The organism is Aurantibacillus circumpalustris, assembly GCF_029625215.1.
GTDB classification, from domain to species: domain Bacteria; phylum Bacteroidota; class Bacteroidia; order B-17B0; family Aurantibacillaceae; genus Aurantibacillus; species Aurantibacillus circumpalustris.
Genome location: NZ_CP121197.1, coordinates 442,013 through 455,974, shown reverse-complemented (window position 1 = coordinate 455,974; position 13,962 = coordinate 442,013). Strand labels below are relative to the sequence as shown.

Below are 13,962 nucleotides of genomic sequence, written 5' to 3'. Positions count from 1 at the left end.
GGATTTAATGATAAGTATAGCGGCATATAGAAAACTGGCTCTTTCATTTGAAGAGGCAGAAGAGATACCACATTTTGAAAAACCATCTTTTAGAATTCGCAAAAAGATATTTGCCACATTTGATCTAAAAAATAATAGAGCTTGCTTAAAGTTATCTTTAATCGATCAATCGGTTTTTTGTGCATTTGATTCAAATATTATTTATCCGGTTCCAAATAAATGGGGCAAACAAGGTTGGACTTTCGTAGAATTAAAAAAAGTAAGAACCGATCTTTTTAAAGATGCTCTTACCTGCGCTTATTGTGAAATTGCACCAAAAGAGTTATCGGCAAAGTATAAGCGCGATTAGTTGATTTCAGCATTCAAAACTTTCAATAATGCACTAGCTTTTAATAAACATTCCTGGTATTCTTTTTCTGGATCGCTTAAGTAAGTAATGGCACCACCCACGGCAATTGAAATTTTTTTTGTTTTTTGATTGTAAAAAATGCTTCTAATAATTACAGACAAGGTCAAGTCTCCTTTTTCATCAATTGTGCCCATTGTGCCTGAATAATAATTTCTTTCAAAATCTTCGTGGCTATTAATTAATTCCATGGCTTTATGTTTTGGGGCACCAGTCATACTTGCCATAGGGAAAGTGGAATCAATTATTTTTTTAAAGGAAGTGTTTTCTTTTGCTTCACAACTCACGGTGCTTACCATTTGATGCACGGTTTCAAATGTTTCGATGTTATATAATTTATTTACGCTTACACTTCCCTTTTTGGCGAACATTGAAAGATCATTTCTAGCAACATCAACAGCCATTACATTTTCAGTTCGTTCTTTAAGATTGTTCTGTAATTCGTTTTTTAATTCAAGATCTTCTTCTTTATTTTTTCCACGTTTTATTGTCCCTTTAATTGGTTTGGTGTAAACTGTATTTCCCTTTTTTGCAAGGAATAATTCTGGACTGGCACAGATTATGTACTCGTCACCAAGTTTTATTAGTTGTGAATAAGGAGCCTTGGCTAACTCATTGAGTTTTAAAAAAATATTCAAGGGATCAATAAGAATATTTTCGGCGTAGAATTCTATGCAATAATTTATTTCATAAATATTTCCATTTTGAATTTCTTCTTTAAGCTTATGAATATTTTTTATGTACTCTTCTTTTGGAGTCCTGCTTTTCATTCTAATTGGGTATTCCACATCGGTGTATTGCATGAGCGGGCTTACGTCTGTGCGGATAACACCTTCAAGCCTGTAAAAGCAGGGATCGATTTTTGAAGTGGAATTGGTATACGGAATTATAACAAACGAATTAATAGTGTATTCGACTGGATCGTCGGATAAAAGATATAGCAAACCAGGTGTATCTTTTGTGGCAGGTTCGAAGAAGCAGTTTTTAAATGGTTCAAAACTCATTGTGTAGAATAATTAGTAAAAGTAAGATTAAAAAGAAATAACTAGTAATTTTGAACCATGCATATTGGTTTATTCTTTGGTTCTTTTAATCCAGTTCATATAGGACACATGGCGCTCGCCAACTATATGCTGAGTTTTACCGACATGGAAAAGGTTTGGTTGGTAGTAAGTCCGCAAAACCCATTAAAAACCAAAAGTCAGTTATTGGATCAAAATCAACGCCTCATGCTGGTGAATGCTGCGATTGACGATCATCCCAACATGCGGAGTTCGAATATTGAATTTGGATTAACACAACCTTCTTATACCATTAATACCCTTGTTCACATAAAAGAAAAATATCCAGAACATACCTTTAGTCTTATTATGGGTCAGGATAATTTACAATCATTTCATAAGTGGAAAAACTATGAAGAGATTTTAAAAGGGTTTCATATTTATGTTTACCCACGTCCGAATTGCGCAACAACTCAATTTGATGAACACCCACATATACATTTAACACAAGCACCGATGATGGATATATCGGCGACCTTTATTCGTCAGGCCATCAAAGATAAAAAGGATATTCGTTTTTTTCTTCCCACCAAAGTGTGGGAAGAAATTGATACAATGAATTTTTATAGAAAGTAAATTTCAAAATAATAATTGCCGATTAAATGTGAGTTTAAACGGCAATTAACTCGCTTGATTGAGGCTAGTAACAGTTAATTTTTAATCACTTTAGTTCGTGTGAGTTTGTCGTTTTGTTTTATTTCAATATAATAGACCCCATTTGTTTTGTTCGAAATATCAATAGTAAGATCTTCACCCTTTTCTGAATGGTTTTCGAATAGCACTTTACCATCTAAGTTAAAAAGCTTCATGCTGTATGGAAGGCTATTGTCTATACTAGTTGTTATATGGCCGTTTGAAGGGTTGGGAAAAATACTTATTTGCGCGTTGAAATTTGACTGAGGAATCCCAGCTAAATTTAAATTAATACTTCTGTATTTAAACACCACATATTCATTAAAGGACTGGACTGCTATGTATAAACTATCGTATTTATCAATTCCCATTGTGGCGTAAAATGCACCAGCAAAAATACCAAGCGTGTCAGTAAATCCTTTTTTGCCAACCAAACTAACTCCGTTTGCAACAGTTGCATGTGATTGTTTAACCGTTGCATTTCCTCCACTGGTTCCGTCTGCATAACCACAGTAGTATTTTCCATTAAAAGGCTCTGTACGTTTTTTAGCAAGGCAAACATAATTTGCAGTACCCTCAGATTGAGGCGTGCTATTAACATTAGACCAGATACCAAAATCGGTTTTAGACAACAAATAAGCTTTATCGTCACTAAGGTCTTTAAATGTTATTCCTGTAAAAACATTATTTGTTCCTCCAAAAATTTTACAAGTTATGTAATCTACCGGACCAGTTGATAAGGTTGTATCTCCAACATACACCCATGCGCCGCCAATCGTTTGTGTTATCACAGAAAGTTTTCCTCCACGATGCCCGTTGCTAAATGCAAGATAGTAATGAGAACCTCTCGCGGCCATTGAGAGTTTAGTAGCATCTCCTTCAGTAATATTTGCACTGTTAACAAAAGACCAATTTATACCATAGTAACTTATTACAGATGCTTTTCCGGTTGCATTTTCTCTATAAGCAAGCTGTATGTTGTTATTAAAATCAATATTCATCGAAATTTCAGGATTATTAAAGTCCGCAGTTGCAAAGCCTCTTATACCAACCGTATCCCAACCCGTTCCGTTATATTTCATAACTGAGATTTTTTTTGTTACGGGATATGGTTCCTGAAAGGCAACGTAGGGAACACCTGCTGTATCAAGTTCAAGTTTAATAAACTGGGCTTGCCCAGGAGTGAAATTATTGCTAAGTGTTGTCCATGTTTGTCCATCGAATTTTTTCAGCGTTGCTTTATTTTGCGGAGTGCTTTGATCGGTATAAGCTAAAAATAAATTGCCATGTCGATCAAACGCCATAGAAGGTTGACTAGTCTGGTTTTTAGGAGTTCCGGTTCCTAATTGAAGCCATTTTTGTGAAATTTGTGCTTTTAAAAAAAGGGATGTCACAAAAAACACGGCTAAATATGTTATCTTTTTTTTCATTGTAATTGGTTTAGTGTATTATTAAATGTAAAAATTTACAGTTATTCGCGATTTAGTTTTCCTAATCTCCCTCTTACTGTAACTTCCGTTTTAATGTACAGGAAGAGAAGATTGAAACGGGATTTCTCAAAAGATGGATAAAATACTACGTCATGACCCATGTTTGATGAAAGCATATCATGCAGAGCGTAAGATTCGACTTTACCAACATTTACTTTGTTTCCAATAAGGGGCGTTGCAATTGTTGCACCTTTTTCTTTTTTGAAGAGCCTACCCCAATCTATTCCAAGTATTTTCATTTGAGTGGCATTACCGGTAACCTGTTCGGATAATGTGAAATCGGTTTTTTTTAATTCAACAAGTGTATTCGATTCTTTCATTGTTTTGTTAAGAGTTGTGCAACTAGATAATGCTACAATAAGGAAAGCGGTTAAAAGAATGAAGTTTTGGTTTGTTTTTTTCATAATTTATTTTTTTAGATTAGTTATTTATAGGAGTGTGAACTTAAGTTGTCGGGAGAGATCCTGAGTATAGTATATTCTCAAGTTAGCGTAAGGCTCTGAAAAATGTGCGGTATGAAAAGTGGTAAAGCATCTGGCTGTTACAGTTAAAATTGAAAATTTCGTTTTCATTTTGTTTTTTGTAATTATGATACGAAGTAAATTAATGTAGACGGTCTCACAAACTGATTTTTTGTAGATGAGCTGGAATATTTTGCAGAAGCGTGTTTTTGTTTTGTCGTATTTGTATTTTAAACTAATCCCATTTACTTACAAGTTTCGCAAATCTTTCAGCTTGATCTTTTTCTAAACGTTCAATGGCAATTTTTTGATCTACCATTTCTTCAAATTTTTCAAGTGTGCCACAGGCTTCGTATTTTTTAGAATTACTATAGCCGTCACCAAGATTGTATGAACGTTTTATATAATCGGTACTTTTTTTCTCGTCATCAATAAACTCAGTAACATTAGCCCTGTTATTGATAAAATATTGCACGTCGCTTTTTTGATCCATGGTATTGAGGTTGGCGTTATAAGCTTGGGTTTGATCTATTGCTACAACTACTTTGTAGCAAGTTGTCCACCAGTCATCAGGAATTTTGTTTTTAACGGTCACGAACGGAATTTGCTCTATGTTTACCACTTCAAAAATTTTCGTTTGATACAATTCATTCAGTTTTGCGGCAATAAACTTAGGGTATTCAAGATCTTCAAATGATTTTTCCTTTATACCTTCAACGCAACCGCCGCCTGAATTTCTAACAACAATTTTTTGCGATTCAATTATAACTGCCATTTTATGTCCTTCTTGTTCGAAGCGTTTTACTTTTGCCGAAAATATTTCTTTTTTAGGCGGAAGGTTTGGTTTTTGTGAAACAATTGTTGGATCCGGCGAAGCTGGTCTCTTTGCCATTTTTTCCCTTTTTGCAGCTTCTCTTTCTTCTTTTGCCTCCTTGCTTTTTTGAAATTTCGCTATAAGGTCGTTTGCTTCATCGGCAGCAGATCTTTTTACTTCCGCTACAGGTCCATTTTGAAAGTAGTATTTAATTCTTCCAGGAAATTGCTCTTCATACCAAACATTATATGCCGTTAAAACAGAATCGAGATTTGATAAATCTTTTTCTAATTTTTGTGCGAGCTCAGGATAATCTGCAATCATTGCTTTATAATTATGGTTTGGCAAGTTTTCTCCCCATTTCCAAACTACATTTCCTTTAGATGTTCCTAATACAAGAGTTCCTTCTTTGTATTCTCCTTCAATATAGGTGTACTCTTGAATGCCGCCTTGTCTTTTTAATACTACAAAATTTTGCGCATATTCAGGAGTTGCTTTTGGATTTGGTCGTTTGGCCCAAATGTTACCGTCAATCAGCAAAGCATCAAATAAACTGGCTCTAAAACGACCAATGGTACCTTTAGTTCCAGAAGTTCCAAGTGATTTATTAATTTCTTTTAAGAGCACATTGTTTTCGTTCATTTCTATTTCTAAAATATTATCGAGTCTTTTTAATTGCTCTGGCGACTGCATTTTCATGTTTACATTTTCCGTTCTTCCGTCTGAATATACTAATGAGGCAGGAACCATGCTGCCGATCTTAGTTCTGTCGAAAGTTTGTGAATTAATGCAAACTGGAAGCAGTGTGATAAAAAAAATTATTATTTGTTTCATGATATATGTATAAGGTTAATTAATATTAATCAAAACTATTTTCTTTTTGATACCGCTTTGTCATGTTTACTGAGTTGCTTACTAGCAAAATCTGACGCGAATCTTTGCATAGATGATTTGTATTCGTCAAGTAATGAAAGTGCAGGAAAAACTTTCTCCATATAATCTATGTTTTCAAGCTGGGTTGATTTAACGGTAATAGAATTGGCATTTCCTAATAAAACGCCAGATCTCATAAACATGTCGCCGTATTTTTTGACATCGCTATTAACTACTTCATAAAAAAATAAATGTGAACGTATTTCCATTTTATTTGAAACATCTAAAACAACATTTCCTGCAACGGTGTTCTTTACTATTGTTCTATTGTATTCTCCTTGTATATAAACAATAGCATAAAAACCATCTGCCAATTTAGATAGATCGCGGAAGTGCGTTTTACTGTTCGCTGATTCAGGTAATTCGGCAATATCACCTTCCACAAAAGCATTACCTACCTGCAAGCCATCGTTGAGAGTTTTCATTAAACTGTTTTTTATTTCTGAGTTTGAATACTCAGAAGGCATGGTTGTTCTGATGCTCGTTTTCGCATTAGGATTTGAAGCCCGTAACAAACGTTCATCATTTTCATCTATAATGTCTCTTACAGTAAAAAAAACTTTTACCACTTTATTTTGTTCAATTTTTTCTTTTAAGGTTAATTTGTCTCCGTCGCCTGCAAACGTTTTTGCACAGAATGCCAAGGCCAATAATATTAGTTTTATTTTCATGATATTTATTTATACGTGTATTATATTATGAAGATCTTGTATTAAAATTCATACATCTTCATATAACATTAATTTTATGAGCGGTTTGAATGGTAACACTTGGTATACCTGAATACAAAAATCATTTTGTTAATTACTGTAATTAAATCTAAAAAAGCCGTAGTTGCTCCCTATTTGATAATTTACTTTGATTTGCGATGGAGTAAACTCTAAACCATAAACACCCGTGAATGGCCCCGAAAGAGTATTTAATGCGATATATGAAGGGTTACCTCCAATGTTACATAATGGAAAAGCATACGAATACTTGCCATTGCTTTGTTGGGATGCGCCATTGCAGTCATCAGAACCTATTTGATATTTCCAGGTGCCGTCCATAAAAAATTCAAGGTAATCGTCCTGGTTACAAGGTGCAATGTTTACACTACTAGTGTTAAATTCTTGGTAACTTAATTTCCATTTTCCTCGAAGAAACATTTTAGAATAATTATCTACAGTAATGTAAGCTATTTCAGCTCCATTATCTTGGAGCGCAATACCGCCATTAGTACTTATATTGCCATAATTTGACACTGAGGATAACCCTTCTACAACGAGATAAAGAGTTGAACCAGGTGTTGCTGTGGTTTTAAATTCGGCTGTAATGGTGGAATATGAAGATGAATATTTACACGCAGTCGAATCCAGAGCCAATTGATGGCCGCCATTTTTCAAATCACTGTTACAGTTTATGTATGAATTATAGAGATACGCTTTGTAACCATCAGGGTTTTGTATGTTTTGGTTTCCTGTGCTGCATTCGTTTTTGATGAAGCATGTTATTGTATTAGAACTACCATAGTTAACTACTATGGATTTGGATTCTGCCTTACCTTTGAGTTTTCCTGTAACAGTGATGGTATGTGTTCCCACTGAAGGAAATGTTGCAAGAAAACTTGAGCTTACACCAGTTTCCCCATAGCTGGTAGTCCAATTTATCACGTCGTCCACATCCGTGCCACACCAAGAATATGTAGCAGTTTTACCTCTTTCAACCGTTTCAGGCCCAGAAATACACGCGGTTAATGTTGGTTCTTTTTCTTTCGAGCAAGATAATAATAACCCTATTACAAAATAAAGTATGGTTTTTGTTGTTTTCATAGTTTTAATAAATAATTTTATAAATAATTAATTGAGTGCTTGGAAGAGAATCTGGTAATTTATGGTTGACATTTGGGTTATATTATTTGTTATACTAAGGACATTAAAATTAGCTAGATTAGGAAGTGAGTTTTTGCAGAAGGTCATATATATTTTGTGTACGGCACGAATTGTTTTGTGAATAAAAAGATGCTTAGTCTTATAGTTTAGTGATCTTCAATCTTTTGACAATTTCGTTTTGTTTAATTTCAATAAAATAAAACCCGCTAGGTTCATTGGAAATATCAACGAGTGTAATTTGATCGTTTACAATTTTGTGAATTATTTTTCTTCCTGTTAAATCATAGAGAATTAGTTCGGCACTATTTTCAGTGTCAAGTTTTACAAAAAACTCGCCGTTGTTTGGGTTCGGATATATCATGATAGAGTTATTGTTTTTAGATAAATTTGATAACGCTGTACAAGCATCTACATTTTGTAAAATGCTTGTATTATTTACACAACCATTAACATCTGTTCCCATAACGCTATAGTTGTTTGAAATTGAAGGACTGAAAGTAAGTGCACTTCCATTTTCTCCAGAATTCCAGGAGTAAGTACTTGCGCCGCTTACGTTAAGTGTCACTAATTCTCCTGCGCAAATTGTTGGAGAACTAGATGATAATTGAAGTATAGGTAAAGGATTAACTGTCACTGAACTTATAGCAACGCTTGGAGAAACGCAACCAAAAGTATTTGTACCGGTTACTGAATAATTTATAGAGGTTATAGGACTAACTATTGCAGAGCCTTCCGAATACGTGTAACTTAAAGCCCCAATAGGAGAAAGAGTAAAACTTTTTCCTTCGCAAATTGCACCACTATTAACAGTAATTGTTGGAACAGGATTAACAGTAACATTTTTTACAGCCTTACTCACACAACCACCATAAGACACTCCGCTTAACGTGTAGTTAGTATTAATCGATGGACTTACAGTTATGCTGCTAGTTGTCGCCCCTGTATTCCAACTATATGTGTTAGCGCCAGAAGCAGTGATAAGTAAACTAGTTCCTATACAGATTGTATTACTAGAACTTAGTTGAAGATTTGGTAACCCGTTTAGAAATACTGTTATGCCATTACCGCCATTGTTAGAAATCGCAATATCAATTCTACCATCATTATTAAAGTCGTTTTTTGCGAGTGCTATAGCATTTATACCTGCTGTGTAGCTTATTGGAAGAGTAAAATTATTGTTTCCAAAACCGAGATATATCGAGAACCCACTATTGGTATTGTTTGTAGTCGCAATATCGAGATGGCCGTCTCCATTAAAGTCAGCGGTAGTTATATCATTTGAGAAAATTCCGGTATAATAATTTTGGCCAAATAAAAACGAACCTGATCCTGTTCCCGCAAGGATTGTTATAGTTTGGTTACAAGCAACAGCTATATCTACAATACCATCTTCATTATAATCACCTGCGCTAATCGCATATTGTAAGTTTCCAATATTTAAGTACTGTGCGGAATTAAAAGCGCCGTTGCCAATACCAAAAAATATAGGTAAGTTATTTGAACTTCCGTTAGCTATAGCGATGTCAGAAATACCATCTGAGTTAAAATCTTCTATAACTAATTTATAGGGAGCGCTTAAACCCGAATAATTTACGGCATTTAAAAATGTTCCATTTCCCGAACCCATTAGAATTGATAAGCTGTTTGAATTGTAATTAGCTATTGCGAGGTCTTTGTTTCCATCGTTGTTAAAATCTCCTGAAACAAGATGCAAAGGACCCGATCCTACAACATAATTAACTGCTGATAAAAATGCACCTGAACTATTATTTAATAAAACTGAAATAGTGTTTGAATTGAAATTGGTTATAGCAAGGTCCTTTTTTCCGTCACCATTAAAATCTTCAGCAACAATCCCTCGTGGATTAGAGCCAACACCATATAATGTTTGTGCAGAAAAAGTGCCGTTTGATAGACCAAACATTACAGAAACATTGTTGGAACTCCCGTTGGAATTTGCTAGGTCAGGTATGGTGTCACCATTAAAATCTGCCGAAACGATCCCATAAGGACCTGTTCCCGTCGGATAATTCATTTGACTTGCAAAAACCCCATTACCGGCTCCGAGTAAAATTTGGAGATTGTTAGGTATATAGCATGCAACACTCAAATCCTGCTTACCATCGCCATTGAAGTCCGCGGCGGTAATGCCTCTTGGTTGTGTGCCCACGGAGTATTTAACTGAAGTGAAAAATGCACCGCTACCGTTTCCTATCAACACGGCCACTTTATTTTCTGTATTTAAAGTTACAGCTAAATCAGGGTTGCTATCCATATCATAGTCGCCTGTTATTAAACCACTAGGGCCAGTTCCAACCGAAAAATTTACCACTATGGAAAATGAACCGGTGCCAGTACCTGCTAAATAAGAAATATTATTGGATGTAAAATTGGAAGTAACAATATCTAAATTACCATCGGTATTAAAATCTGCTACAACAAGTCTTATTGGACCTGAACCTATATTAAAATTGGCACTTGTTCCAAACGTTCCGTTTCCATTACCTAATCTCAAAGTAACATTATTCGCATTGTTGTTAGCAACAGCAAAGTCAATATTTCCATCTCCGTTAAAGTCGCCAATACCCAAACCGTAAGCGCCTGCGCCAGCTGCATAGTTAACGGCAGACGCAAAAGTTCCTAAACCGGTGCCAAGAAAAATAGAAACATTATTGGAACCTGCATTTGCAACAGCTAGATCCATATTTCCATCTCCATTAAAATCTGCTTTCGTAATATCTCTTGGCGAAGTGCCAGCAGCGTAGTTTACTGCCGCTGCAAATACACCGCTTGTTGAACCAAGTAAAATGGAAATGTTTGACGAGTTTCCATTAACAACCGCAAGATCTACTTTACCATCACCGTTAAAATCTCCCGAGATTATATTCTGTGGCAATGAACCTACGGGATAATTTACCGCGGTTGAAAAAGTACCGTTTCCAATGCCGATATAAACACCTACGCTGTTCACATTATCAAGTGTTACTGCCATATCTGCCTTACCATCACCGTTAAAATCTGCCGAACATATTCCTACAGGGCCAGATCCTGCGGCAGATGTAAGCGAGCCAGTTGGGACATGAAAACACAAAGAAGGTATTTGTGAAAGCATGTAACCGTTTAGTAGGCTTAGTAGGAAAACGAAAAACGTTTTTCTGGTTTGAGGTTTAATTTTATTTTTCATGGGGTAAGATTTATGGCTTGTTGTTTTAAATTTTAACTCAAAGAACCTACATAAAGGGCTGATAAGGAAGTGAGTTTTTGTAGAAGTCACTTTATATTTTGTGAACGAAGGATTTTGTTTCATGTATGAGTTAAACCTGTATTGCCTATTTTTTTACACTAAGGCTATTTAATCTATAAATTCACTAGGACACATTTGTTTTTAACTGAACGACAATGAGTGATTCACTTCTTTCAAATTCGATCGTACTTAATTATGAATTATTGACTGCGGATTGCAAATAATTTTAAAAGCCTAGAATTTGAATAAAATTCATAATTTAGATTGAGCATTTTATTTTAAGATTCATGCTTGTATTTATATGATAAACAATTATTCTTTTACTCAAAGCATAAAATTATTTTTTTTATCACTGGTATTAACCTTTTGCTTTGCGAATTATCTAAATTCCCAGACCAAAAAAATTGACAGTTTAAAAACTGAGTTGAATAAAAAATCTCTGGCAGACACGGATATTGTTAACTGCTCAACGAAGCTTTCAAATCTTCTGCTAAAAAATCGGTCTCTCGAAGAAGCAAAAATGTATGCCGAAAACGCAAAAGCCTTGGCTAGTAAAATACAATTTGCTAAAGGAATATTAAACGCAACAAATGCACTCGCTGGATATTATTCTGAAACTGGAAATTACCCGGAAGCTATTGCCTTATACAAGGAGTACATTTCTGAATGTAAACGTTTGAGAATTGGAAAAGGTTTAATGTTTGGTCATAGCAATCTCGGTTTAACTTACCGTTTAGCAGGAAATTACAAAGAATCGCTTACCTGTTTTTTTAAGGCTCTTGAAATCGCAGAAAAAAACAAAGTACTAAATCAGATGCACATAGCTAGCTATCTTAACAATATTTCTCTTGTTTACGCCAACTATAGCAATTATGAAAAGGCCATTGAATATATTGAAAGAGCCATAACAATAGCCAATGGAATTAATGGGCAGGAGGAAGATATAATAATTCGTTCAATTAATTTGAGCACTTATTATCGCGAGTTTCAGCAACCCAAAAAGGCAATCAAATTACTTATAGAGAAAATCTCTCTAAACAATAAAACCATTAACAACGAAATTTATGAAGCTTATATGAGAAATAACTTAGGACAAAGTTATTCGGACGTTGGTCAGGAATCAGATGCCATCCGTGAGTACACCAAAGCACGAGAAATTTTTGCGAGAGTAGAAGAATTTAAATTTGCTAACCAAATTACTATTAACATGGCCTTGTCGTATTCAAGAATAGGTAACAATGTGTTGGCAATAGCTACATTAAAAGAAGGATTAACTGGACTTGAAAAAGTGAATGATGATGAACTACATCGGTACGCAACCAATGTGGCCTCCATGGTTTATGAGAAAGCAGGCGATTATAAAAAAGCACTCCTATTTGCGAACAAAAGTTCTGTATTAAAGGATAGTCTTCTCTCTCAGCAACAAGCAGAAGCAATCATTGACATGCGAACAAAGTATGAAACCAAACAAAAAGAAGATTCTATTCTTGTTCAGAAAACTGAAATTGTAAATCAAATCGCTTTGAAAGAAGAGGTGGAAAAAAATCTTGGACAAAAAACACTATTGTTGTTAATCTCAATAATTGCCCTGGTTGCCGTTTCTATTTTTGCGTCTATGGCCTTAGTAAACTATCGTAAAAAACGAAGAGCAAATGAACTTTTGTTCGAGCAGAAAAAAACAATCGAATTAAAAAATTCAGAAAACGAATTACTGCTGGGTGAAATTCACCACCGTGTAAAAAACAATCTTCAGGTAATTTCTAGTCTATTGAGTTTGCAAGAGCGTGATGTAAGTGATGCCGGAGTAAAATCTGCCATTCTTGAAGGCAAAGAACGAGTCAAATCAATGGAACTCGTTCATAAAATGCTATACCGTGAAAACAAATTTAGTGGTATTGAAATGCAGGATTATGTTAATAATCTGAGCATAGGTTTAATCGAAAGTTTCGGCTTAAGTAAAAGTGATGTGAATGTTAATATTGGTTTTAGTCCAATTACTTTGGATGTTGATACTGCCGTTCCTTTGGGTTTGATTTTAAACGAATTGATTGTAAATTCACTTAAACATGCTAAAACCGCTACTGAAAAATTGAATTTAAAAATAGAAATTTTCCAGAGTGGACAAGAACAACTCATAGTAAATATTTCTGATAATGGAAAAGGAACTGTGAGTGATATTGAAACTTCCGATTCATTCGGGTTGAAAATTGTAAGAGCTTTAATTCGCCAGCTTAAAGGTGTTATGGAAATTAAAGAACAAGACGGGCTGCATTATTTTATTGAATTAAAAAATTATAAATTAATCACATGACAGAAATAAAAATTTTAATTGTTGAAGATGAAGTTCTGGTTGCAGAAGATCTTGCGGGTTACATGAAAGATTGCGGATTTAAAGTGACAGGAATAGCAACAACAAACGAAGAATGTTTTGAATCGATCAATCAAAACGAGCCAGATATTATTTTAATGGACATTAATATTCAGGGAAAATTAGACGGCATTGAAATTGCAAAAATTCTAAATCAAACAAAAAGAATTCCGTTTATATTTCTAACGGCTAATACAGATACTATGACTGTGAATAGAGCATTGCCATTAAATCCGCACGCTTTTATATCTAAACCCTTTAATAAAAATGATTTAAAAATTGCCATTGAGCTTGCATGTCAAAAACACAATGATACGGTTATTCAGAATGCAACCGCGGATCATGATGTGATTAATCACTCCATATTTGTTAAAGACGGCTCAGTGTATAAACGTATTGATGTCCCCTTAGTTCTTTACATTGAAGCAAAAGGAAGCTATTCTACGATTGTAACAACTACAAAATCGTATACACTTTCTTATAATCTGAATTATTTTGCGACTCAGGTAAATAATCCTGTTTTTAAACGCGTTCACCGTTCGTTTATAGTAAATGTGAATAAAGTGGAAGGAATCGATAATTCAGCACTACTGATTAATAAGATACCAATTCCTGTTAGTAAGCAGTATCAAAAGGAAATTATGAATATGTTTCTGAAACTGTAAAACGGTTTTTACATAT

General features: G+C 34.5%; 11 protein-coding genes. 4 read left to right on the top strand and 7 right to left on the bottom strand.

From position 1 onward, the window contains the following. The first annotated feature begins 7 nt into the window (after positions 1-7). Entirely contained in the window at positions 8-349 is a 342-nt protein-coding gene (locus P2086_RS01840) for an MmcQ/YjbR family DNA-binding protein (protein ID WP_317898725.1), read from the top strand. On the opposite strand, the gene P2086_RS01835 is transcribed toward P2086_RS01840, so the two are convergent. Beyond that, positions 346-1,410: a chorismate-binding protein gene (locus tag P2086_RS01835; protein ID WP_317898724.1), complete on the bottom strand. Its 1,065-nt coding sequence runs from the start codon at positions 1,408-1,410 to the stop codon at positions 346-348. The genes P2086_RS01840 and P2086_RS01835 overlap by 4 nt on opposite strands. A 57-nt stretch (positions 1,411-1,467) precedes the next feature. Here P2086_RS01835 and nadD point away from each other — a divergent pair, with 57 nt between their 5' ends. Next, positions 1,468-2,043: a nicotinate (nicotinamide) nucleotide adenylyltransferase gene (nadD, locus tag P2086_RS01830; protein WP_317898723.1), complete on the top strand. Its 576-nt coding sequence runs from the start codon at positions 1,468-1,470 to the stop codon at positions 2,041-2,043. Positions 2,044-2,117: 74 nt separating this feature from the next. Here nadD and P2086_RS01825 read toward each other — a convergent pair whose 3' ends face one another. The 6 genes from P2086_RS01825 to P2086_RS01800 all read right to left on the bottom strand — a co-directional run bounded on the left by P2086_RS01825 (position 2,118) and on the right by P2086_RS01800 (position 10,853). Further along, positions 2,118-3,530, bottom strand: coding sequence for a T9SS type A sorting domain-containing protein (locus tag P2086_RS01825; RefSeq protein WP_317898722.1), 1,413 nt, complete (start codon positions 3,528-3,530; stop codon positions 2,118-2,120). A gap of 41 nt (positions 3,531-3,571) precedes the next feature. Beyond that, positions 3,572-3,994 (bottom strand): DUF6567 family protein, encoded by a 423-nt coding sequence (locus P2086_RS01820; protein WP_317898721.1) that lies wholly within the window; start codon positions 3,992-3,994, stop codon positions 3,572-3,574. Positions 3,995-4,286: 292 nt separating this feature from the next. Further along, on the bottom strand, positions 4,287-5,699 hold the full coding sequence (locus P2086_RS01815) for a hypothetical protein (protein ID WP_317898720.1): 1,413 nt from the start codon (positions 5,697-5,699) through the stop codon (positions 4,287-4,289). Between the two features lie 35 nt (positions 5,700-5,734). Beyond that, positions 5,735-6,469, bottom strand: a complete 735-nt coding sequence (locus P2086_RS01810) for a hypothetical protein (protein WP_317898719.1) — start codon at positions 6,467-6,469, stop codon at positions 5,735-5,737. Between the two features lie 129 nt (positions 6,470-6,598). Next, the gene (locus P2086_RS01805) at positions 6,599-7,609 is read right to left on the bottom strand and encodes a hypothetical protein (protein WP_317898718.1); all 1,011 of its coding nucleotides are present in this window, start codon (positions 7,607-7,609) and stop codon (positions 6,599-6,601) included. Positions 7,610-7,808: 199 nt separating this feature from the next. After that, the gene (locus P2086_RS01800; RefSeq protein ID WP_317898717.1) at positions 7,809-10,853 is read right to left on the bottom strand and encodes an FG-GAP-like repeat-containing protein; all 3,045 of its coding nucleotides are present in this window, start codon (positions 10,851-10,853) and stop codon (positions 7,809-7,811) included. A gap of 484 nt (positions 10,854-11,337) precedes the next feature. Here P2086_RS01800 and P2086_RS01795 point away from each other — a divergent pair, with 484 nt between their 5' ends. Together P2086_RS01795 and P2086_RS01790 are read left to right on the top strand one after the other, a co-directional pair. After that, positions 11,338-13,224, top strand: coding sequence for a tetratricopeptide repeat protein (locus tag P2086_RS01795; protein ID WP_317898716.1), 1,887 nt, complete (start codon positions 11,338-11,340; stop codon positions 13,222-13,224). Then, the gene (locus tag P2086_RS01790) at positions 13,221-13,946 is read left to right on the top strand and encodes a LytR/AlgR family response regulator transcription factor (RefSeq protein WP_317898715.1); all 726 of its coding nucleotides are present in this window, start codon (positions 13,221-13,223) and stop codon (positions 13,944-13,946) included. Before P2086_RS01795 ends, P2086_RS01790 begins: the two co-directional genes overlap by 4 nt. The last annotated feature ends 16 nt before the right edge of the window (positions 13,947-13,962 follow it).